General features: G+C 67.0%; 21 protein-coding genes and 3 pseudogenes. 9 read left to right on the forward strand and 15 right to left on the reverse strand.

Features of this window, described 5'->3' with window-relative positions:
* The 4 genes and pseudogenes from TY51_RS22010 to mutM form a co-directional block, all read right to left on the reverse strand.
* Positions 1-323, reverse strand: a 323-nt coding sequence (locus TY51_RS22010; RefSeq protein WP_042250242.1) for a DnaA N-terminal domain-containing protein, incomplete at its 3' end; no start/stop codon positions are given.
* 546 nt (positions 324-869) lie between these two features.
* Positions 870-1139, reverse strand: a complete 270-nt coding sequence (gene rpsT / locus TY51_RS13410; protein ID WP_042250244.1) for a 30S ribosomal protein S20 — start codon at positions 1137-1139, stop codon at positions 870-872.
* A 157-nt stretch (positions 1140-1296) separates the two neighbouring features.
* A pseudogene (locus TY51_RS13415) lies at positions 1297-2072 on the reverse strand (enoyl-CoA hydratase).
* 69 nt (positions 2073-2141) lie between these two features.
* Positions 2142-2987, reverse strand: a complete 846-nt coding sequence (mutM, locus tag TY51_RS13420; protein WP_042250246.1) for a bifunctional DNA-formamidopyrimidine glycosylase/DNA-(apurinic or apyrimidinic site) lyase — start codon at positions 2985-2987, stop codon at positions 2142-2144.
* Between the two features lie 76 nt (positions 2988-3063).
* Here mutM and ubiE point away from each other — a divergent pair, with 76 nt between their 5' ends.
* Together ubiE and ubiB are read left to right on the forward strand one after the other, a co-directional pair.
* Positions 3064-3810, forward strand: a complete 747-nt coding sequence (gene ubiE, locus TY51_RS13425) for a bifunctional demethylmenaquinone methyltransferase/2-methoxy-6-polyprenyl-1,4-benzoquinol methylase UbiE (protein WP_042250247.1) — start codon at positions 3064-3066, stop codon at positions 3808-3810.
* A 4-nt stretch (positions 3811-3814) separates the two neighbouring features.
* Positions 3815-5347, forward strand: coding sequence for a 2-polyprenylphenol 6-hydroxylase (gene ubiB / locus TY51_RS13430; protein WP_042250248.1), 1533 nt, complete (start codon positions 3815-3817; stop codon positions 5345-5347).
* Positions 5348-5410: 63 nt separating this feature from the next.
* On the opposite strand, the gene TY51_RS13435 is transcribed toward ubiB, so the two are convergent.
* From TY51_RS13435 to pqqA, 11 genes and pseudogenes are all read right to left on the reverse strand, one after another.
* Positions 5411-5692: a hypothetical protein gene (locus tag TY51_RS13435; protein ID WP_307536858.1), complete on the reverse strand. Its 282-nt coding sequence runs from the start codon at positions 5690-5692 to the stop codon at positions 5411-5413.
* Positions 5689-6294 carry a hypothetical protein gene (locus tag TY51_RS13440; protein ID WP_042250250.1) on the reverse strand — a complete coding sequence of 202 codons (606 nt, stop codon included), beginning with the start codon at positions 6292-6294 and terminating at the stop codon, positions 5689-5691. The genes TY51_RS13435 and TY51_RS13440 overlap by 4 nt, the downstream gene beginning before the upstream one ends.
* An 84-nt stretch (positions 6295-6378) precedes the next feature.
* Positions 6379-7698, reverse strand: a complete 1320-nt coding sequence (locus TY51_RS13445; protein WP_042250251.1) for a hybrid sensor histidine kinase/response regulator — start codon at positions 7696-7698, stop codon at positions 6379-6381.
* Positions 7688-8839: an FIST N-terminal domain-containing protein gene (locus TY51_RS13450; RefSeq protein WP_052650197.1), complete on the reverse strand. Its 1152-nt coding sequence runs from the start codon at positions 8837-8839 to the stop codon at positions 7688-7690. Before TY51_RS13450 ends, TY51_RS13445 begins: the two co-directional genes overlap by 11 nt.
* Positions 8839-9546, reverse strand: a complete 708-nt coding sequence (locus TY51_RS13455; RefSeq protein WP_042250253.1) for a response regulator transcription factor — start codon at positions 9544-9546, stop codon at positions 8839-8841. The genes TY51_RS13450 and TY51_RS13455 overlap by 1 nt, the downstream gene beginning before the upstream one ends.
* A gap of 120 nt (positions 9547-9666) precedes the next feature.
* Positions 9667-10460 (reverse strand): annotated as a pseudogene (locus TY51_RS24575) (quinoprotein dehydrogenase-associated SoxYZ-like carrier).
* 4 nt (positions 10461-10464) lie between these two features.
* Positions 10465-11601 (reverse strand): pyrroloquinoline quinone biosynthesis protein PqqE, encoded by a 1137-nt coding sequence (pqqE, locus tag TY51_RS13465; RefSeq protein WP_042250256.1) that lies wholly within the window; start codon positions 11599-11601, stop codon positions 10465-10467.
* On the reverse strand, positions 11598-11891 hold the full coding sequence (gene pqqD, locus TY51_RS13470; protein WP_042250257.1) for a pyrroloquinoline quinone biosynthesis peptide chaperone PqqD: 294 nt from the start codon (positions 11889-11891) through the stop codon (positions 11598-11600). The genes pqqE and pqqD overlap by 4 nt, the downstream gene beginning before the upstream one ends.
* On the reverse strand, positions 11888-12640 hold the full coding sequence (pqqC, locus tag TY51_RS13475; protein ID WP_231559062.1) for a pyrroloquinoline-quinone synthase PqqC: 753 nt from the start codon (positions 12638-12640) through the stop codon (positions 11888-11890). Before pqqC ends, pqqD begins: the two co-directional genes overlap by 4 nt.
* On the reverse strand, positions 12637-13518 hold the full coding sequence (gene pqqB / locus TY51_RS13480) for a pyrroloquinoline quinone biosynthesis protein PqqB (RefSeq protein ID WP_042250258.1): 882 nt from the start codon (positions 13516-13518) through the stop codon (positions 12637-12639). The genes pqqC and pqqB overlap by 4 nt, the downstream gene beginning before the upstream one ends.
* Before the next feature lie 78 nt (positions 13519-13596).
* On the reverse strand, positions 13597-13689 hold the full coding sequence (pqqA, locus tag TY51_RS13485; RefSeq protein WP_042250260.1) for a pyrroloquinoline quinone precursor peptide PqqA: 93 nt from the start codon (positions 13687-13689) through the stop codon (positions 13597-13599).
* Positions 13690-13835: 146 nt separating this feature from the next.
* On the opposite strand from pqqA, the gene TY51_RS13490 reads away from it, so the two are divergent.
* The 7 genes and pseudogenes from TY51_RS13490 (at position 13836) to TY51_RS13520 (ending at position 22353) form a co-directional block, all read left to right on the forward strand.
* Entirely contained in the window at positions 13836-14894 is a 1059-nt protein-coding gene (locus tag TY51_RS13490) for a quinoprotein relay system zinc metallohydrolase 2 (protein WP_042250264.1), read from the forward strand.
* An 87-nt stretch (positions 14895-14981) separates the two neighbouring features.
* Positions 14982-16337, forward strand: a complete 1356-nt coding sequence (locus tag TY51_RS13495) for an ABC transporter substrate-binding protein (protein ID WP_042250266.1) — start codon at positions 14982-14984, stop codon at positions 16335-16337.
* Between the two features lie 61 nt (positions 16338-16398).
* Complete coding sequence (locus TY51_RS13500) at positions 16399-17394, forward strand: carbohydrate ABC transporter permease (RefSeq protein WP_042250267.1); 996 nt, start codon at positions 16399-16401, stop codon at positions 17392-17394.
* A complete protein-coding gene (locus TY51_RS13505; protein ID WP_042250270.1) occupies positions 17394-18527 on the forward strand; it encodes a carbohydrate ABC transporter permease in 1134 nt (377 codons plus the stop codon). The genes TY51_RS13500 and TY51_RS13505 overlap by 1 nt, the downstream gene beginning before the upstream one ends.
* Positions 18524-20065 (forward strand): alpha-amylase family glycosyl hydrolase, encoded by a 1542-nt coding sequence (locus TY51_RS13510; protein ID WP_052650202.1) that lies wholly within the window; start codon positions 18524-18526, stop codon positions 20063-20065. The genes TY51_RS13505 and TY51_RS13510 overlap by 4 nt, the downstream gene beginning before the upstream one ends.
* Positions 20066-20081: 16 nt before the next feature.
* Positions 20082-21305 (forward strand): ABC transporter ATP-binding protein, encoded by a 1224-nt coding sequence (locus TY51_RS13515; RefSeq protein ID WP_081995023.1) that lies wholly within the window; start codon positions 20082-20084, stop codon positions 21303-21305.
* 78 nt (positions 21306-21383) lie between these two features.
* Positions 21384-22353: pseudogene (locus tag TY51_RS13520) on the forward strand (GAF domain-containing protein).
* The last annotated feature ends 47 nt before the right edge of the window (positions 22354-22400 follow it).

Raw genomic sequence — 22400 nt, forward strand, 5'->3', positions numbered from 1 at the left:
CGGTTGTCCAGCGGCGCGCCCGACGATCGACACTCGGGGCGCGGGTGGTCAGGCGCGGCCTGGGCCGACGGGCGTGCCGCGGCGCTGCCGACGTCAAAGCGCAGACGCTCGACCGGGGCGCCATGGCGGGTCAGCACCGCCATGATGTCCTTGGCGAAATGCCGTCCGACCCAGTCAGAGATGAATCGCGTCGGGCTGACGAATCGTGCGGCCCCGTCGTCGATCGCCGTCAGGCGCAGCGGCTTGATCCAGTGGTTGTAGTTGTTCGGCCCCACGCTCTGTTCCAGTTCGGCGCATGCCTGACCCCAGATCTTATCCATCATCGTCCCGTTTCCCGTGCCTGTCCCCAATCCCCGCCGGTTGATCCGACGGGACAGAATTCACGTCATTCGGGTGGCACGCAAAAACGCTGCCCCCGCGACCGCAATCGCGGTCGATCAAGGGGCATCAGCCCGTTTTCGGTCCTGGACACAGGTCCCCGGACACCCGGTGGCAGCCGGATGTCGTGAACCCGAAGGCGGAAGAGGTGTTCTTCGCGGCCCGGCCGTCGTCCCGGACGGATCCGAAGATCTGTCCACAGGGCCCGGCCCGTCCCCAAGCGACGTGAATCGCAAGGAGGAAACTAGCCCCAGCTTGTGGATAGCTGCAACCGAACTCTGCGCTTGACAGCAACTTGGTCGGACCGAATCTGCGATGCCTTTGACTCGATTAACAATTTTCTGAATTCGTTGAAATCGTTCAATTTTTTAAAATGTCGCAGGTGCAGAAACGCAAATCGGGCGCATGGCTTTCGCCTGCACCCGATGCTGGATTCCGGTGCCCCAAAGGGCGGGGAATGCTGGTCGTCAGGCCCCCGTGGGGCCTGTGGATCAGTTGGCCGACAGCGCCTTCACGCGGGCTGCCAGGCGCGAGATCTTGCGCGCCGCGGTGTTCTTGTGCACGACGCCCTTGGTTACGCCGCGCATCAGTTCCGGCTGCGCGGTCTTCAGCGCCAGCGCGGCCGCATCGGCATTGCCCGAAGCGATGGCCTCTTCGACCTTGCGGATATAGGTGCGGATGCGCGAGCGGCGAGCCTTGTTGACGTCGGTACGACGTTCGATCTGGCGGGCTCGTTTCTTGGACTGGGGCGTGTTGGCCATGGGTGTCTTCCTATCGGGTCGGTTGCATGTCTAAATTTCGAACGTGCAAAAGCCCCATGGCGCCGTCCCCGTTCGGGACGGACATGATTCTTGCCAAAGCGGGCCCACACGCATGTAAGTCGGGGCGTATAGGCCAGCCTTGCCGAAAAGAAAACCCTTATCTGTCGCGGAACTGCGCCTCGCGCTTTTCCAGAAAGGCGGCCATGCCCTCCTTCTGGTCCTCGGTGCCGAACAGCGCGTGGAACGACCGGCGTTCGAACAGCAGCCCCTCGCGCAGCGTCGTCTCATAGGCGCGGTTCACGGCCTCCTTGACGGTCTTGGTCGCGATCTGGGACTTTTCGGCGATCTTGCGCGCGGCGGCCAGCGCCTCGGGGATCAGCTTGGGGGTGGGGACCACGCGGCTGACCAGGCCGGACCGCTCGGCCTCGGCTGCGTCCATGAAACGCCCGGTCAGGTTCATGTCCATCGCCTTGGACTTGCCCACAAAGCGCGTCAGGCGCTGCGTGCCGCCGATGCCCGCGACGACGCCCAGGTTGATCTCGGGCTGGCCGAACTTGGCGTTTTCGGCGCAGATGATGAAATCGCAGACCATCGCCAGTTCGCAGCCGCCGCCCAGGGCGTATCCGCTGACGGCGGCGATGATCGGCTTGCGCACCCGGGTGATCGCCTCGATCTGGGCGCGAACAGGTCGGAGTCATAGACCTCGACAAAGGTCTTGGTCGACATTTCCTTGATGTCGGCGCCGGCGGCAAAGGCCTTCTCGCTGCCGGTCAGGACGATGCAGCGGACCTTGTCGTTGCGGTCGGCATCCGACAGCGCGGCCGACAGCTCGTCCAGAAGCGTGGCGTTCAGCGCATTCAGCGCCTCGGGGCGGTTCAGCCGGATCAGGGCGACCTCGTCCTCGATCTCCACGATGATGGTTTCGTAAGCCATAGGCTTGGACCTCGTTGGCAGATTGCGTGGACCCCGTCCTAGCAGAGGGCCGCGCAGTCGTCCAATCGTTCACCTCTGACAGGCGGGACAGTAGAAGGACGACCGCCCCGATTGCACGATCCGCGCGATGGTGCCGGAACAGCCGTCCCGCAGGCAGGGCTGGCCCGCGCGGTCATAGGCCCGAAAGCTGTGCTGGAAATAACCCAGCTCTCCACTGGCTTGGCGATGATCGCGCAGGGACGACCCGCCCGCGGCGATGGCGTCGGTCAGGACGTCGCGGATATGGCCGACCAGGGCCGCGATGCGCGCGGCCCCCACGCGTCCCGCCGCACGGCGCGGATCGATCCCCGCGCGCCACAGCGATTCGCTGACATAGATGTTGCCCAGGCCCGCCACGATGCGCTGGTCCAGCAGCGCCTGTTTCACCGGCACGCGTCGCCCCGAAAAGGCCGCCGCCAGATAGGCGGGGGTGAAGACCGCATCGAACGGCTCGGGGCCCAGATGGTCCAGCAGCGGATGGGACGCGCCCTCGCGGATCAGGTCGACCATGCCGAAACGCCGCGCGTCGTTGAAGGTGATGGTCGTGCCCGCATCGGTGGTCAGCACCACATGATCGTGGCGCGCATGGATGCCCGGATCGCGGTGGAACCCGGCCAGGCCCGCGCCCTCGACCAGCATGCGGCCGGACATGCCCAGATGCCACAGCACTGTGCCGCCCCGGTCCAGGTCGGCCAGCAGGTATTTCGACCGCCGCCGCAGCGCGGTGACGGTGGCGCCGGTCAGCACCTGCATCAGGTCCACCGGCATGGGCCAGCGCAGGTCCGGGCGGTTGATCTGGGCGCGCGTGATGCGGGCGCCTTCCAGATGGGGCAACAGGCCGCGGCGAACGGTCTCGACTTCCGGCAGTTCTGGCAATCGGGTTCCTTTCGTCGCATTGTGCGCGCGGCAAGCCGGACCTATCTGGCAATGGAACAGGCAAACGGCAAGCGTGATGACGGACAACAGGCAGACCCATTTCGGCTTTCAGACCGTGGACGAGGATCAGAAGGCCGGCATGGTCCATCAGGTCTTCTCCAGCGTCGCGTCGAAATACGACGTGATGAACGACCTGATGAGCGTGGGCATCCACCGCGTCTGGAAGACTGCGATGATGGACTGGCTGGCGCCCCGCGACGGGCAGCACCTGCTGGACGTGGCGGGCGGCACCGGCGACGTGGCCTTCCGGTTCCTGGACCGGGCGCCTGGCGCGCGCGTGACGGTCTGCGACATGACCGAATCCATGCTGGTCGAGGGGCGCAAGCGCGCCGATGCCGTCGACAAGGCGGACCGGCTGGCCTGGGTCACGGGCGACGCGATGGCGCTGCCCTTTGCCGACAACAGTTTCGACCGCTACACGATCAGCTTTGGCATCCGCAACGTGACGCGCATTCCCGATGCGCTAACCGAGGCGTATCGCGTGCTGAAGCCCGGCGGGCGGCTGGTGGTGCTGGAGTTCAGCCAGATCCCGGTGCCCGCGATGCAATGGGCCTATGACCGCTACAGCTTCAACGTGATCCCGGCGATGGGACAGGCGGTGACGGGCGATCGCGACAGCTATCAGTATCTGGTCGAATCGATCCGCAAGTTCCCCGACCAGGGCAGCTTTGCCCAGTTGATCCGCGATGCGGGCTTTGGCCGGGTGCAGTGGCGCAACCTGTCGATGGGCATCGCCGCCCTGCATTCCGGCTGGAAATTGTAGGCTTATGCGCGGACCCCACAACATCTTGCGTCTGATCCGGACGGGTGCGACCTTTGAACGGACCGGCGCGATGGCTGCCGTCCTGGACGCGGTCGATGCGCCGATCCGCCTGCGCATGGCGGCGCGCGTGATGGGCTGGCCGTTCCGGTGGCTGGGCTACAAGGGCGATCCGACCCTGCCTCCGATCACGCGGGCGATCACCGCGCTGGGACCCGCCTATATCAAGTTCGGGCAGATCCTGTCGACGCGCGCCGATGTCGTTGGCCCTGAGATGGCCGGACAGCTGCGCATGCTGCAGGACCGCCTGCCGCCCTTTCCCACCGACGTGGCGAAAAAGGCCATCGCGGCAGAGCTGCGCGCGCCCGTCGATCAGCTGTTCAGCGAGTTCTCCGAACCGGTCGCCGCGGCCTCCATCGCGCAGGTCCATCGTGCCCGCGTGCGCGAGACGGGCCGCGAGGTCGCGGTCAAGGTCGTCCGCCCCGGCATCGGGGCTGCGTTCAAGCGCGACATCGACGCGTTCCATTTCGGCGCCCGCCTGATCGAGATCCTGTCCCCCGGCACCCGCCGCCTGCGCCCGCGCGACGTCGTGCGCCATTTCGAACAGACGGTGACCGGCGAACAGGACCTGCGCCTGGAGGCCGCTGCCGCGTCCGAGTTTGCGGAAAACACCGCCCGCGATGCGGGATTCCAGATCCCCATGCCGCATTGGGCGCTGTGTTCGCGGCGCGTCCTGACCGCCGATTGGGCCGAAGGCCTGCCGATGGGCGACCGCGATGCGCTGATCGCCGCGGGTCATGACACCACCGATCTGGCGCGCCGGGTGATCCAGCTGTTTCTGTCGCATGCGCTGCGCGACGGGTTCTTTCATGCCGACATGCATCACGGCAACCTCAAGGTCGCGGCCAATGGCGATGTCATCGCCTATGATTTCGGCATCATGGGAGAGATCGACGAATATACCCGTCGCGTCTATGCCCAGATCCTGTACGGCTTCATCCAGCGTGACTACCGCCTGGTCGCCCGCGTGCATTTCGAGGCCGGATACGTCCCCCGCGACCGCGACGAGGCCGCGTTCGCCCGCGCCCTGCGCGCCGTCGGAGAGCCGATCTTTGGCGCCGATGCCAGCCGGATCAGCATGGGCAACCTGCTGTCCTATCTGTTCGAGGTGACGGAACGGTTCGGCATGCCCACGCGGACCGAACTGATCCTGCTGCAGCGCACCATGGTCGTGGTCGAGGGCGTGGCCCGGTCGCTGGACCCGAACCTGAACATCTGGGACGCCGCAAAGCCGGTCGTGTCCGATTACATCAAGGCCAGCGTCGGTCCCAAGGCCGCGATCAGCGACCTGACCCATATCGCACAGACCGTGGGCCGGTACGGCCCGCTGCTGCCGCGGATCATCGAACAGGCCCTGTGGGAACGCGCGCACCCCGAAGAGGCGCGGCTGACCCTGATCCAGGCGCGCAGTTCGGGGACGCTGATCCTGGTCGCGCTTCTGGCGCTGGCGGCAGGGGCCGGGATCGGCCTGTCGCTCTAGGTCATCAGAAACAGATGATCTCTGCCTCCGCCTCGGCGCGGCGCAGGATGGCCACGGTCTCGGTCATTGTGGCCATGCCGCGGAACATGCCGGACCGCTCTCCTGTGGTCTGGCGCATCCGCAGGATGGTTTCCGCGCGACGTAGTCGGCATAGGGCAGCACCTCGGCGATGCGGTCGATGGCGCAGGAACAGCGGTCCAGCATGTCGCGCGTCTGCCCGTTGGTCGCCATGCAGGCGAAGGCGTATTCGACCCGCGCGTTCGTCGGATAATCGTTCACCGCCTGCGCCGACGCGGGCACCGCCGACAGGGCCAGGGCCACCGCGCAGGCGCCCGCGCGGATCATTGCAGCACCAGCGTGTTGCGATAGCCCGGCGCGGCGTCCGTCTCGGCCCGCAATTCGCGGATGGGCTCGTCGGGCGCGGCCATGACAAAGGTCAGCGTCAGCGACTGAAACCCGTTCATCCGCGCCGCATTCGCGTCCTGTGCAAAGGGCTGAAAGCTGGCCGTGATGCCATCGTCGGTCTTTGTGACCTCTCCGCCCTGGAACAGCGCCTCCTTCATCCGGTTGCGGATGTAGAACGGGCTGCCGCCGGTCAGCGCGGCCATGTCGCGGGTGGTCTGTTCCAGAAAGAAGGTCAGGACCGGGTCCCCCGAGGAAATCGGGAACGGCCCGATCGTGCGGTCGATGGCCCCGGCCTTCTGGTTCAGTTCCAGGATCGGCTGCTGGTCGCTGGGGTCGATGTCCTGGGACAGGGTGATGCGGCCATCCTCGGTCGGGCGGAACCCTTCGGCCGCGGGGCCGGTGACGGTCATCTGCCATTGCAGTTCGGTGTCGCCCAGATCCCAGGGGCCGCGTTCGGCAAAGACCGCGTCGCCGGCCTCGGCTGCGATCAGGGGCAGGGGGGCAAGCCCCAGCATCAGGGCAAGTGCAAAGGCGCGGGTCATGGTCGTCCTCCCAAACGTTGGGGCATGATGGGCGCGGGATGGGCGGGGGCGCAAGCCTGGCGGGGTGCGCATCCCCCCTTGGTCTTAGGCCAGCAGGCGGCCCAGGATCTCGGCCAGGTCGGGGGGGCTGACGGGCTTTTCCAGCAGGTGGATGCCCATGGCCGCGCAGCGCCGCGAAATCGCCGGGTCGCGATGCGCCGTCACCATCACCGCGGGCACGGGTCGGTCGGATGCCGCCCGCAGCGCCTCGATCGCGGCAAAACCGGTATCGCCGTTCTCCAGGTGGTAATCGGCCAGGATCACGTCGGGGGGTTCGTCCCCCATCGTGGCCAGCGCCTCGGCCGTGTCGCCCGCGATGCGGGGCACCATGCCAAGCCGGTCGCTCAGGATCATCTGATAGGCGCGGCGCATCTCGGGGTCGTTCTCGACCACCAGGGCCACGCGGCCGCGCAGCGCGGGCAGGGGCGCGACCGCAAGGCGCGGCGTGTCGGTCAGCGCCTGCACCAGCGGCAGGCCGACGCGAAACACCGTGCCGCGCATCGCCTCGGACGACAGGCTGATCGGATGGCCCAGCTTGGCGCAGGCACGGCGTACGATGGACAGGCCCAGCCCCATGCCGGGCGTCGCGCTGTCATGGGTCAGCCGCTGGAATTCGTCAAAGATGCGGTTGCGGTCCACCGCCGGGATGCCCATCCCCGTGTCATAGACCGACAGCCAGCACATCGCCCCCTTGCGCCGCGCCCCCACGGCCACGCCGCCGCGATGGGTGTACTTGATCGCGTTCGACACCAGGTTCTGCGCGATGCGACGCAGAAAGATCGGGTCGCTGTCGACCACCGCGGTCGTGGGCATGAACCGCAGCCGCAGCCCCTTGGCCTGCGCCACGGGCGCGAATTCGGCGGCCAGCCTGCGAAACAGGTCGTCAAGCGGCACGGGCTGGCGGTTGAACTCGATCCGCTGGCTGTCTAGCCGAGAGATGTCCAGCACCGCATGCATCAGCTGTTCGACCGATTCGAAGGCGCTGCCAAGGCGGTCGGTCAGTTCCGTCTGGTGCGGGTCCATCGCGGTGTCGGTCAGCGCCGACAGGAACAGCCGCGCCGCCGACAGGGGCTGCAGCAGATCGTGGCTGGCGGCGCGCAGGAAGCGGGTCTTCGACCGGTTCGCCTCCTCGGCCAGGGCGCGGGCCACGGCCAGTTCGCGGTTCCTTTGGGACAGGTCGGCCATCGCGCGTTCCAGGTCGCGGGTGCGGGCCAGAACCTCCTGTTCCAACGCCACGGCGGCCTGGAACATCGACCAGGCGGATCCGCGCGATTCCTCCAGTCGGTCGATGCGGTCGATCAGGACGGCATTGATGCGGGTCAGCTTCTCGATCTGCCGGGCCGGCGGGTCGTCGTCACGCAGCATCGTCGGGGTCCATGAAGGCCAGGCCCACGAAGGTCTGGTTCACATGCATGCCGCTGTGCTGTTCGCCATAGGTGTTGAAGCCCACGACCCGGTGGCGGCGGTACAGGTCGGACATGCGATCGGTCAGCCCGGCGCGTTCCAGGGCCAGCCGCCGCAGGATGCAGTCAAAGGCCAGCACCATCAGCGGCGGCGCGGGCAGCGCCTCCAGCAGGTCGGAAAAGCCCTGGATCAGATCCTCGGACCGGCCAAGGGTCAGGACGGTGCCGGTGTCGATGGACGACATCAGCGACAGCCCGTCATCATCGGTGATCGCGCTGATGGCGCGCACGTGATGACGCCCGCCCATGCGCAGCAGCAGGGGATGGCGGGCGAATTCGCTGGGCGTCAGGTCGGCGCGGCGCAGTCCGGTCAGGCGGGCGTATTCCAACGCAGCGGGTTCGGCGTTCAGCTCCAGGATGCGGCGCTTTTCGGGGATGGCGGCGGTGACCACCGCGCGGGTCGGGGTGGGGCTGAAATGGGCGAAGGTGACCTCGCGGATGGTCAGGTCCGTCTCGACCAGCAGGAACACCGCGACGCCCGACCGCACCGCCCCCTGCGCCAGCAGAGAGGTGCGCCGGAAATCCAGCCCGTCCCCCGCCGATCCGCCCAGCACCGGGACCGAGGGCAGGGCCGCGTCCAGCGTGGCCACCAGCGCATCCTCCTGTCCCGCCAACCCGTCGGTCAGCAGCAGGCCGAACAGATGACGCGTCGGATCGGGGATGAAATCGCGCGCCATCTGGCGCAGCTGCGCCATCCAGTCCGACACCGGCAGCGCGGCCAGGTCCGGCAGGACCAGCGATGCGGCACGAAAATGACGCGCGGGAAACCCGATCGCGACGACGCTGTCGCTGGCATAGCCCTGCGGTCCGATCTCTCCGGCAGACGAACATCCGGCGATCACGCAGTCCGGCGGCAGATGCGGCGTCAGCCCGGATTGCAGCACGGCCAGATCATCGGCCTGCGCGCCGAACAACAGGACCAGCGCGGGATTGGTGCCGCGCAGGCCGTCCAGCAAGGTCGGGACCATGTCGGTCCCGCCGCGGTCGGCCTGCACAGCGACCGGCCCGGATGCGCCCTCCATCGCAGCCGGGTCGGTGTTCATCAGCCGGCCTCGAACAACCGGATCGAATTGGCCAGCAGCACGGCCTGCGTGCGGCGGCGGGCGTTGATCTTGGACATGATCGCGGTGATGTGGGTCTTGACCGTGGCCTCGGCGATCGACAGCTCGTAGCTGATCTCCTTGTTGGCCTTGCCCTTGCAGATCAGCCGCAGGATCTTCATCTGCTGCGGCGTCAGCGACGAAAACCGCCGGGCCAGTTCGGCCTTTGCGTCGTCGCCGGCGCTGTCCTGATCGGGCTGGTACCCTTCGGGGGTGACGTGTTCGCCCTCCCACATGCGGCGCAGGCTGTCGACCAGCGCCTCTCGCGACAGCGACTTGCTGATATAGCCCTGTGCCCCTGCCGCCATCGCGGTCGAGATCATCGCCCCCTCCAGATCGGCCGAGATCATGGTGATCGGCACGCCCGGCAGCTGCCTGCGCAGCGTCACGATCCCTTCGGCCCCGCGCGCGTCGGGCAGGTTCAGGTCAAGGATCACGGCGTCGGGCGCACCCTGCACGCGGATCTGTTCGACCGCGGCACCAAGGCTGCGGGCGGTGCGGACGTTCTTCAGGCCAAAGCTGATCTTCAGCGTCAGGGCCAGCGCGTCGCACATCAAAGGATGGTCGTCGACGATCAGGATCTCGCGGACCTGGTCGGCGGTGGGTCGCGCTGACGGCACGGGACGCGCCTGCGTGGCGGCTGCTGTCATGGCATTCCTCCCTGGGTTCTGCCGGCTGCGACCCCTCCTCAAGGGCGCCGCCGTGGCCACAGTCTAGGGCAGGGTGCACATAAAGCAAGCGCCATGCTCCGACGAAAGTCGGATGGCGATCTAGCTTTTGTTGACCGTTCGTTCGCCCGGGGGAAAGCTTTCCGTCCAGATATTGCCGTCCGTATCCTCGACCCGGACATGGATCGGCTGGCCATCCGGTTGATAGCGAAAGCGGAACACCGGATCCTCGCTGACCGAGATCCCCGCCGACATCGAGAACAGCAGTGCGTCACCCTGGCGCACATCCAGCCGGTCGATGAAGTGGGCGGGGATGTTCAGCAGCGTCACTTGGTCGCGCTGCAGGCCGGAAAAATTGGGGTGCCGGATCATCAGCGTGCCGATCTCCTCTCCGTCCCGCACCTCGCTGCGCCAGCGCATCTGGCCCATGGTCGCCTCGGTCGCGGCCATGTCCTTGCCCGCCGGCGCCGAACAGCCGCCCGCGGCCTTGACGAAGCGGCCGGCCATGACCTGCGCGCCGTCGGCCTGTGTCGCGATGGCGCGGACGTCGGAATAGCTGTCGACCCGGACCCGGACCTCGAAATCCAGGGGCATCAGGCTGCGCCAAAGGCGTACTCGGCGGCGACGGGGGCGGGGTTTTCGTCGATGACCAGGGTCAGGGCGTCGATGGCGGGGGCGTCGGGCGCCTGCGTCAGCCGGATCGGCACGATGGCCGCGTCATGGGCGCGGGACGGCGCGTCCAGGTCCAGCACCGTCGCGTCCTGCGGCGGATCGGCGTCCAGGTCCATCACCGCGCCGCGCAGGTCTTCCCACGTGGGCGACGGTTGCAGCGCGTTGTCCTGCGCCATCGCAGGCGCGGCCAGCAACGCTGCCGTCAGGGTCAGCCACAGTCTCATCGCCTTATCCTCCCTTGGACATCCTCCGATAGATGAACTCGGTGGTGGTGGCGGCCGCGTCCTCCTCGGCGCGTGCCACGACCCCCGCGTGCAGCGGAGATTTCGAACAGACCGGGTCGGTCGCCCGCGCGTCGCCCGCCAAGGCCATGGCCTGACAGCGGCAGCCGCCGAAATCGACGGACTTGCGGTCGCAACCGCGACAGGGTTCCGGCATCCAGGCGGTGCCGCGGAACGCATTGAAGCTGTCGGACAGGTGCCAGATGTCGGACAGGGACCGGTCCTGCACATTCTCGAACCGCATCCAGTCGATCGTCTGGGCGGCGTGGCAGGGCAGGACGGTGCCGTCCGGGCCGACGTTCAGCCCGGTCGAGCCCCAGCCCCCCATGCAGGCCTTGGGATAGATCGCGTGGTGATCGGCGGGGACATAGTCGATGACCATCCGCCCCCGCAGCCGGATGCGGGCGGCGTTCACCACCTGCCGCGCGAATTCGGCCTGTTCGCGTGTCGGCATCAGCGCGCCGCGGTTGCGGTCGGCCCATCCGTGGAACTGGACGGTGGCGACCTCGATCCGGCGGGCGCCAAGGCGTTCGGCCAGGTCCACCATGTCGGGCAGGCGGTCCATGTTCTGGCGGTGGACGACCGCATTGATCGTCAGCGGAAAGCCGATTTCCGTGACCCAATCGCTGAAGGCCATCTTCTTGTCCCAAGACCCCGGATGGCCGCTGATCCGGTCGGCCATGTCGGGGCGGATGCCCTGCAGGGACAGCTGGACATGGTCCACGCCCGCCCGGTCCAACTCGATCAGCCGATCGCGGGTTATGCCGATGCCGGAGGTGATCAGGTTCACGTACAGCCCCGCATCGCGGGCATGCCCCACGATCTGCGCCAGATCCTTGCGCGCACCGGGTTCCCCGCCCGAGATATGGACCTGCAGCACGCCCAGATCGGCCGCCTGCCGGAACACCCGGCCCCAGTCGTCGGCGCTGATCTCCTTGGCCGCCCGGACCAGATCGACCGGGTTGGAGCAATAGGGGCAGGCCAGCGGACAGCGATGCGTGACCTCGGCGAGCATCGCCATGGGCAGGCCGGGGGTGACGGGGTTGCCGTCCAGGTCGCGCGGCTGGTGCTGCTGGTCCTTCATGCGGCGTCCTTCAGAAAGACCATTCGCCGTTCGATCAGCCCGGTCAGGAAATCGCGCACGTCGCCGCCGATCTGTTCGACCGGCGCGTTGTAACGTGCGGCCAGGTCCCGGACGATCCGGTCCAGGCTGCGGGCGCCGTCCAGTTCGGACAGGATCGCCTCTCCGATCTGGTCCAACTGCAGGGCGCGTTCGGGGGCCTGCAGCACACGGATGCCGCGCACGCGGTCGCCCTGCAACCGCACGCCGCGCGGCAGATAGGGGATGTCGTCGGGTCCGATCAGCGCGGTCATGCGCGCATCCCCTGGCCGGGCTGCCAGGCGCCGGGGGGTGTGCGTCCCTCGACATAGCCGTTCCACAGCGCATCCAGCTGCGCCCACAGCACGTCGGTCTTGAAGGTCAGGGCGGCGGCGGCGGCGTCCTGTTTCTCCAGCGTGTCGGCATGGGTCAGCACGTAATCCAGGCCGAACTTGACGTCCTCGGGCGCCTCGGTCAGGCGTTTCTTGAAATAGGACAGGCTGCTGTCATCGGCGAAATCGTAATGCTGCAGCAAACCCTCGATCCGCTGGGCGTGGATGCGGGGCGCAAACAGTTCAGTCAGGCTGGCGGCGACCGCGTCCAGCAGCGGCATGTCGCGCACGAAGCGGACGTAGGCGTCCACCGCGAAACGCGTCGCCGGCATGATGCCCACGCCCGATGCGACATAGTCGGGGTCCAGCCCCACCGCCTGCGCCAGGGCCAGCCAGCGGCGGATGCCGCCGCCCTCGGTCTGGCCGCCGTCGTGATCCTCGATCCGCTTGCGCCAGGCGCGGCGCAGGTCGGGATCCTCGACCCGGCTCATGAAGGCGGCGTCCTTCATGGGGATGCGCGACTGGTACATCCAGCGATTGATGACCCAGGCCCGAACCTCGTCCGGGGTGCATTGGCCCCCATGCAGGCGGGCGTGGAACGGGTGGCGGTCGTGATAGCGTTCGGCCCCGATGGCGCGCAGGCGGGCCTCGAAATCCTGGCGCGATTGGGCGGTGGCTTGGATGTCCTTCACAGCGTGATCTCCATTCCGTCGCGGGCGACCTGCCAGCCCTGGGCTGCGGCATCCGCCGCCTGCGGGCTGGCCGGGTCGGTCAGCGGGTTCGAATTGTTCATGTGCACGAAAATGCGTTGGCCAAGCGGTGTGTCGGCCAAGGCGGGCATCGTGTCGGTCACCGCCATGTGCCCCATGCGACGGCCGGTCTTGCGGCCCAGGCCCATGCGGATCATCTCGTCGTCGTCCCACAGGGTGCCGTCGAAGAACAGCGCATCGGCCCCCGCGATCCGGTCGCGCAGCCAGTCAGGCATGTCCGCGCAGCCGGGGATATAGAAGGCCCGCCTGTCCGACGTCCGCAATTCGACGCCGACGGTGGTCTCTCCGATCAGGCCGGTCTCGACGGTGGCGCCTTCCTGGTAAAGGGGCACCTTGCCGGGCACGGCGAACAGCGTCGCGGTCAGGCCGGGCGTCAGCGGGATGGTCTGGTCCAGCGCCACGGTCCGGCGCGGCACGAATTCGGGGTTCACCGCCGCCATCATCGGGTTCGCCGCCAGCGCATCGTGGATCGCCTGCGTGGCGAACAGATCAAAGGGCTGGCTTTCCCGCAGCGTCAGCAGCCCCGCCACGTGATCGATGTCGCCGTTGGTGACCAGAACCGACCGCAACGGCATGGTCCGCGGGCCGGTCGGGTGCAGCGCCGGCGTTGCCGCAAGCTGTGCCCGGATATCGGGCGAGGCGTTCAGGATGGCCCAGTCCCGCCCATCGGCGCTGACCGCGACAGAGCTTTGGGTCATAGACGGAATCCGCCCGGCACGCGCCGCGTCGCAATTGCCGCAGCCGCAGTTCCATTGCGGCAGACCGCCGCCCGCCGCCGCCCCAAGGATGATGATCCGCATCGGATGTCGTGCCTTACGATAAGAAAGCCCCGCCCGAACGAATTCGGACGGGGCCGCATTCCTGCCTGTGGAACAGGCTCAGAACAGGACGGGCTCGTCCTCGGCGGGTGCGTACATGTTGATTTCCATGCCGCAAGCGATCTCGGTCAGGATAGGTTTGGTCCAGGCCATGTTGTGCTCCTCCTACATGCCGGTGGCGCCGCTACAGAAGGCGACTGGATTCAAATCTAGTATAGAGACAGGATGAATCAACACGACAAAGGTCGCAAAGCCGTGACCATTTCGTGATGATGTGCTGGAAAAGGGGTCTTGGGGCGATGTTTCACCTGGTTCTGGGCGTCTGTCTGGCGATGGCGGCCGATCAATGCGGCCAGGTTCTGCTGCCCCAGGGCGATTCGGAATCGGTCCAGGGGTGTCAGGCGCAGGCCGCACAGGTCGCGGAGGCGTGGCTGGCGGCGCGGCCCGACCTGACCGGCGCTGCGCCGGAATGCCGCGCCAATGCCGATCTGCCCGCGCTGGACCTGCAGCAGGTCGCGCCGGGCGTCCATGTCCATTTCGGCGCGTCGCACCAGATGGAGGAGACCGTCGACGGGCGCATCGCCAACCTGGGGGTGATCGTCGGTCGCGACGCGGTGGCGGTGATCGATGCGGGCGTGTCGCGGGCGCAGGGGCAGGACCTGTACGTGGCGATCCGGCGGCTGACCGACCTGCCCGTGCGGCACCTGATCCTGACGCACATGCATCCCGACCACGTCCTGGGCGCCGCGGTCCTGTCCGAGGCCGGTGCCCGCATCACCGCGCATCACGCCCTGCCGCAGGCGCTGCAGGCGCGGTCGGCGGGCTATCTGGACGCGCTGGTCGGTCTGTATCCGGCCCCCGACTGGATCGGCACGCAGGTGGTGATGCCCGACGACTTGGTCGACGACCGGCAGGAGATCGACCTGGGCGACCGGGTACTGCTGCTGCGGGCGTTTCCCGCGGCCCATACCGACAGCGATCTGACGGTGCTGGACCAGGCGACCGGCACGCTGTTCACCGGCGATCTGCTGTTTCGCGACCTGACGCCGGTCGTGGACGGATCGCTGACGGGATGGCTGGAATGGCTGGACAGCGACCCCGCCCGCGGCGCACGCTTGATCGTGCCGGGGCACGGGCCCGCCAGCGAATCATGGGCCGACGCATCCGCCCCGCAGGCAGCGCTATTGAAAGCGCTTGCAAGCCTGACACGGCAGGCCATCGGCGACGGGCTGGCCCTGTCGCAGGCCGTTCCTGTCATCGTCAAAGCCTTGCAGCCGATGCAGAATTCATGGAATTCCTATCCAGAGACAGTGGCGCGCAATGCGACTGCCGCCTACAAGGAACTGGAGTGGGAATGAGAAGCGTTTGACAGGATCGACAGAACTGGCAAATGTTCGCGTTAACATCCGGGCGCAAAAGGTCCGGGGACTTTCAGGGAGGAAGACTTGAAAACCGCATTGTACACGACCGCCGCCATCATCGCGCTGACCGCGGGCGCGGCACAGGCGCAGCTGGTGATCGAACCGGGCAGCGACGACCGCATCAACTGGGCCAGCCTTGATGAATTCGCGGCAGCCCATCCCGACCTGGAAGGGCAAAGCTTCGACATGCTGGGCCCCTGGCTGGGCGGCGACCAGGAGCTGTTCAGCAGCGTCATCGCCTATTTCAACGAGGCGACCGGCGCGCAGGCGAACTATTCCGGCTCCGACAGCTTCGAGCAGCAGATCGTCATCGACAGCGAGGCCGGATCGCCGCCCGACGTGGCGATCTTTCCGCAGCCGGGCCTGGCGGCCGATCTGGCCGAAAAGGGCTTTTTGCGGCCCTTGGGCGACGACACCGCGCAATGGCTGACCGACAATTATGCCGCGGGCGAAAGCTGGGCGGCACTGGGCACCTATGCCGGCCCCGACGGGACCGAGGCGCTGTATGCGTTTCCCTACAAGGCCGACGTGAAATCGCTGGTCTGGTACGTCCCCGAGAACTTCGAGGATGCGGGCTATGAGATCCCCGAGACCTACGAGGATCTGAAGACCCTGACCGAACAGATCGCCGAAGAGGGCGAAACCCCCTGGTGCATCGGCCTGGGATCGGGCGGCGCCACCGGCTGGCCCGCGACCGACTGGGTCGAGGACCTGATGCTGCGCACTTCGTCCCCCGAGGATTACGACGCCTGGACGACGAACGGCATGCCGTTCAACGACCCCAAGGTCGTCGCCGCGATCGAGGAATTTGGCTGGTTCGCCAAGAACCCCGATTTCGTCGCGGGTGGCGTGGGATCGGTCAGCGCGACCGATTTCCGCGAAAGCCCCGCCGGCCTGTTCGCCAGCCCGCCCGCCTGCTACCTGCACCGTCAGGCCAGCTTCATCACGACCTTCTTCCCTGAGGGAACCGTCGTGGGCGAGGATGCCGATTTCTTCTACATGCCCGCGCCTGCATCGGGCGACCTGGGCCAGCCCGTCCTGGGCGGCGGCACCATGTTCGCGGTCCTGTCGGACAATCCGGCCGCGATGGCCTTCGTCGAGTTCCTGAAGACCCCCGTCGCGCACGAGATCTGGATGGCGCAGCAGGGCTTCGTGACCCCCTATACCGGCGCGAATGTCGAGGCCTATGACGACCCGACCGTCCGCCGCATGGGAGAGATCCTGCTGGACGCCACGGTGTTCCGTTTCGACGGGTCGGATCTGATGCCCGGCGCGATCGGCGCGGGCGCGTTCTGGACCGGCATGATCGATTTCGTCGGCGGCGCCTCGGCGCAGGACGTCGCGGACAAGATCCAGGCCAGCTGGGCCTCGCTGAACTGACGACGATCGGCGCGGCGACCGCACTGTCGCCGCGCCCCATGATCCAGGGGGGAGACGGGGAATGGAATTGCTGTGGTTGGCGGTCAGCACGATCGCGATCGGGGTCTTTGGCTGCGTGGCCTGGTTCTGGGGGTCGAACTGGCTGCTGGACCGCATCTATCCGCCGCGCGGGGCGCGGGCGGGCGACAACATCCGGCGGGCGAACCAGATCCGCCCCTGGCTGTTCCTGGGGCCCGCGATCCTGTTCCTGTCGACCTATCTGGTCTATCCGGTCCTGGACAGCTTCTGGCGGTCGCTGTTCAATTCGAACGGATCGCAGTTTGTCGGCCTGGACAACTATGTCTGGCTGGTGAACGACGGCAAGTTCCGGGAATCGATGCTGAACAACATGGCGTGGCTGCTGGTCGTGCCGGCGCTGTCGACGCTGTTCGGCCTGCTGGCCGCCCAGCTGACCGACCGGCTGAAATGGGGCAATATCGGCAAGTCGCTGATCTTCATGCCCATGGCCATCAGCTTTGTCGGCGCGGGCGTCATCTGGAAATTCATCTATGAATACCGCGCCTCGGGCGAAACCCAGATCGGCCTTCTGAACTGGATCGTGACCCAGTTGGGAGGAGAGCCGCAGATCTGGCTGACCCTGCCGATGTGGAACAACCTGCTGCTGATGATCGTGCTGGTCTGGATCCAGACCGGGTTCGCGATGGTCATCCTGTCCGCCGCCCTGCGCGGCATCCCCGAAGAGACGATCGAGGCCGCGATCCTGGACGGCGCCAGCCCCCTGCAGGTGTTCTTCAAGATCAAGGTGCCGCAGATCATGGGCACCATCGCGGTCGTCTGGACCACCATCACCATCGTCGTGCTCAAGGTGTTCGACATCGTCTTCGTCATGACCAACGGCCAATGGGGCACGCAGGTGCTGGCCAACCTGATGTACGACTGGATGTTCCGCGGCACGCCCGATTACGGGCGCGGATCGGCCATCGCCATCGTCCTGATGATCCTGGTCACGCCGATCATGGTCTGGAACATCTACAACGCACGCAAGGAGGTCCGCTGATGGAGGGGATGGCTGGACAGAAGTCTTCGCTGGCCTGGGCGGTCAACATATCCGCCTTTCTGCTGGTGCTGCTGTGGACGATCCCGACTCTGGGCCTGTTCGTGTCGTCGTTCCGCGACCGCGACCAGATCTCGACCTCGGGGTGGTGGCAGTCGTTTTCGGGCTCGGTGCAGACCGGGTTCGTGCGGTCGGGCACGGCCGACGACCAGGTGCAGGAGGGCGATCTGTACGTGATCGAGGGCAGCGCCCTGGAAGGCACGCAGGAGCTGACCTCCTGGGGCACCAACGCCCGCCAGCCCGACGCCAACGCACCCGGCGACACGGTCGAGCTGGAGCCCGGCATCGATCTGACCGTGACCGAGGACGGCGCCTATCGCATGACCTCGGCCCAACCCTTCGAGATGCGGCGCGGAGAGCGGATCTTTACCACCACCCTGTCGCCGCCCGCCTTCACGGTCGACAACTATAACCGCGTGCTGACCGCGGGCGGGCTGGGACGCGCGTTCATGAACACGATGACGGTGACGATCCCCGCCACCGTCATCCCGATCCTGATCGCGGCATTCGCGGCCTATGCGTTGGCTTGGATGCAGTTTCCGGGACGCGCCCTGCTGACGGCCTGCGTGGTGGGTCTGCTGGTCGTGCCGCTGCAGGTGGCGCTGATCCCGCTGCTGCGGCTGCACAATGAACTGGGCATCGGCAAGGGATACCTGGGCATCTGGCTGGCCCATACCGGGTTCGGTCTGCCGCTGGCGGTCTATCTGCTGCGAAACTACATGGTGGGCCTGCCACGAGAGGTCATCGAGAGTGCGCGCGTCGACGGCGCGACCGAATTTCAGATCTTCCGTCGGATCATCCTGCCGCTGTCCTTCCCGGCGCTTGCCAGTTTCGCGATCTTCCAGTTCCTGTGGGTCTGGAACGACCTGCTGGTGGCCACCGTGTTTCTGGGCAATACGCGCGAACAGCTGGTCATGACCGGCCTGCTGCGCGAGCTGATGGGATCGCGCGGAGGTGAATGGGAGATCCTTGCAACCTCTGCCTTTATCTCGATAGCCGTGCCGCTGCTGGTGTTCTTTGCCATGCAGAAATATCTGGTCCGCGGATTGCTGGCCGGCTCGGTGAAAGGTGGATGATCTTGACTGAACAGACGACGGATTGGTGGAAGGGCGGGATCATCTATCAGATCTACCCGCGCAGTTTCCAGGACACGACCGGCAGCGGCACGGGCGATCTGGGCGGCATCGCCCAACGCCTGCCCTATGTGGCGTCCCTGGGCGTTGATGCGGTCTGGATCTCTCCGTTCTTCACCTCTCCGATGAAGGATTTCGGCTACGACGTCAGCGATTATTGCGGCATCGACCCGATCTTCGGCACGATGGAGGATTTCGACTGGCTGGTGCAAAGCGCGCACGAGCTGGGGCTGAAGGTCATGATCGACCTGGTGATGTCGCACACCTCGGACCAGCATCCCTGGTTCAAGGAAAGCCGCACCAGCCGCGACAACCCGAAATCCGACTGGTACGTCTGGTCCGACCCGCGCCCGGACGGCACGCCGCCCAACAACTGGCTGTCGATCTTTGGAGGCAGCGCGTGGCAGTGGGATGCCCGGCGCGAACAGTATTTCCTGCACAACTTCCTGTCGTCGCAGCCGGACCTGAACTTTCACAACCCCGCCGTCCAGGACGCCCTGATCGAGATGGCGCGGTTCTGGCTGGACAAGGGCGTCGACGGCTTCCGGCTGGACACGATCAACTTCTATTTCCACGACGCCCAGCTGCGCGACAACCCGCCTTTGGCGCCTGAACTGCGCAAGTCGGACACGGCGCCCGCCGTGAACCCCTACAACCACCAGAGCCACCAGTTCAGCAAGTCCCAGCCCGAAAACCTGGCCTTCCTGGAGCGGTTCCACCAGGCGCTGGTGCCCTATGGCGCCGCCGTCGTCGGAGAGATCGGCGACAGCGAACGCGGGCTGGAGCTGCTGGAGGAATATACCGGCGTGCCGGGCCGGGTGCAGATGTCCTATGTGTTCGACTTCCTGTCGGGCGACGACCTGCCTGCCGCGCGCGTGGTCGAGGTGTTCGACAAGCTGCATGAGATCGCGCCCAACGCCTGGCCCTGCTGGGCCATGTCGAACCACGACGTGGTGCGCCACGTGACACGCTGGAACCTGCCCGACCAGGCGGCCAAGGCCTATGCGACGGTGCTGTTGTGCCTGCGCGGTTCGGTCTGCCTGTACCAGGGAGAGGAGCTGGGCCTGCCCGAGGCGGAGCTGCGCTTTGAGGATCTGCGCGATCCTTACGGCATCGAGTTCTGGCCCGAATTCAAGGGCCGCGACGGCTGCCGGACGCCGATGGTCTGGGACATGGGCGTGAACGGCGGATTCTCGACCAGCCAGCCCTGGCTGCCCGTGCCGCATTCGCATCTGCAGCGCACCGTCGTCAGCCAGGAGGCCGACGCCCAGTCCATGCTGCACCATTATCGCTGGGCGGTCGGCCTGCGCCGCAAGCACAGCGCGCTGCGCGACGGAAACATGACCGACATCAAGGCCGAGGGGCCGGTGCTGTCCTTCCGCCGCCGCGACGCCAAGCAGACCCTGCTGATCCGCGCCAACCTGTCCGACGACGATGCGGGCGGGCTGATGCCGTGGCAGGTCCAGATCATCGAAGGGTAGGGGAGGAAGACCGCAAATGGCCGATCTGAAACTGAGGGACGTCGCCAAGTCCTATGGCGACGTGCAGGTGCTGAGGGACATCGACCTGGACATCCGCTCTGGCGAATTCATCGTCTTTGTCGGGCCGTCCGGCTGCGGGAAATCCACGCTGCTGCGCATGATCGCGGGCCTGGAGCAGATCACCGGAGGAGAGCTGCAGATCGGCGGACAGGTGATGAACGACATCCCGCCCAGCCAGCGCGGCATCGCGATGGTGTTCCAGTCCTATGCGCTGTACCCGCACATGACGGTGCGCGACAACATGGCCTTTGCACTGAAGATCGCGGGGCAGTCCAAGGACCAGATCAAGGCCGCCACCGACCGCGCGGGCAAGATGCTGCAGCTGACGCCCTATCTGGACCGCCTGCCCAAGGCGCTGTCGGGCGGCCAGCGCCAGCGCGTGGCCATCGGGCGTGCCATCGTGCGCGACCCGCAGGTCTATCTGTTCGACGAACCGCTGTCGAACCTGGACGCCGCCCTGCGCGTCGCCACCCGGATCGAGATCGCGCAGCTGAAGGCCTCGATGCCCGACCGCACGATGATCTATGTGACCCATGACCAGACCGAGGCCATGACCCTGGCCGACCGCATCGTGGTGCTGGCCGGCGGCGGCATCGCCCAAGTCGGCGCGCCGCTGGAGCTGTACGAGCGTCCGATGACCGAATTCGTGGCCCAGTTCATCGGCAGCCCGGCGATGAACCTGCTGCCCGGACGGGTCAAGACCGTGGGCGCGATGACCACCGTCGCGCTGGACGTGGGCCTGGAGGCGCAGGTCGCCATCCCGACTCGCGCCGGCGACGAGGGCATGGTCGTCAACCTGGGCGTCCGCCCCGAGGACATGCGCGAGACCGAGGGCACTCCGGTCTTCGAGGGCACCGTCGATCTGACCGAGGCCCTGGGAGAGGTCACGCTGCTGTATTTCGGCACCGGGGCGGAAACCGCGCCGATCACGGCCAAGCTGCCGGGCATCCACCCGGACCTCAAGGGCAAGCGCGTGCGCCTGACCGCCGATCCGCATGCCCTGCACCTGTTCCACAAGGGGGTGTCGCTGCTGTATCGCGACGGCGCCGACAGCCTGCCGCCCTATCAGCCGCGCATGGCCGCGCCGTCGGGCAGCATGGGCGGCACGCCCGCGCATTCCGATCATGGTCAGGACCGGGCGATGGACGGGATGATCATCCCCGAAGGCCCCGTCCGCTGACCCCCGCGGGGCGCGACCAAAGTCGCAGATCGCGCCCCGCAAACCGTGCTATACTTTCCCCATCCTGAGGGGGAGACCATGAACGCACGCAACCACGCGGACCTTGTGGCCGCGCAGTCGCAATCGCGCAGCGCGACCTCGGCGCTGGCCGCGTCCTGGCGGCGGTCCATGCTGAAGCACGGGCTGGACCCGGCAGACCGCCGCCGTCCCGACCGCCTGTCCGATCACGAACTGGCCGACCGCCATCAGGCGATGCAGGGGTTCCTGACCGTTGCCGGGCCGCAACTGGACCAGCTGTACAATCTTGTCGGCCTGTCGGGCTGCAACGTGCTGCTGACCGACGCGCATGGCATCGTGCTGGACCAGCGGGTGTCGGACGCCGACGCCCAGCAGTTCCGCGACTGGGGCCTGTGGCAGGGCGCCGACTGGTCCGAGGCCGCGCAGGGCACCAACGGCATCGGCACCTGCCTGGCCGAGGGGCGCGCCCTGACCATCCACCGCGACGAACATTTCCACACTCGCAACACCGCGATGTCCTGCATGGATGCGCCGATCTGGGGACCGGACGGGCGGTTGCTGGCGGCGCTGGACGTCAGTTCGGCGCGGGCGGACCAGACCGAACGCTATAACCGTCTGATCTCGGCGCAGGTGGCGCAGACCGCGCGGGCCATCGAATCGGTGTTCTTCCGTTCCAGCTTTCCGGGGGCGCGGATCGTGGTCGCCTCGGACGATCAAAGCGAACAGGCGGTGCTGCTGGCCGTCGATCGCGACGATCTGGCCATCGGCGCGACCCGCGCCGCTCGCCGCGCCCTGGGGCTGGAACGCGAGGGCGCGATCCGTCCCCGGCCCGCGGCCGATCTGCTGGGCCGACAGGACGACCTGCACGGTTTCGACCGGGGCGAGCGTGCCGCCGTCATCCGCGCCTGGCGCGGGCGGAAGGCAACGTGACCCAGGCCGCCCGCGCCTGGGGATCGGCCGCGCGACGCTGTACCGACGCATGGCACGGCTGGGGATCGGCGAACATCCGGCGCGACTGTCTCACGATTGAGACATCTTCTGCGCTGCGGCGTGGATCGGCTGTTGCCCCGAATCAGC

It is taken from the genome of Paracoccus sp. PAMC 22219, from assembly GCF_000787695.1.
GTDB lineage: Bacteria > Pseudomonadota > Alphaproteobacteria > Rhodobacterales > Rhodobacteraceae > Paracoccus.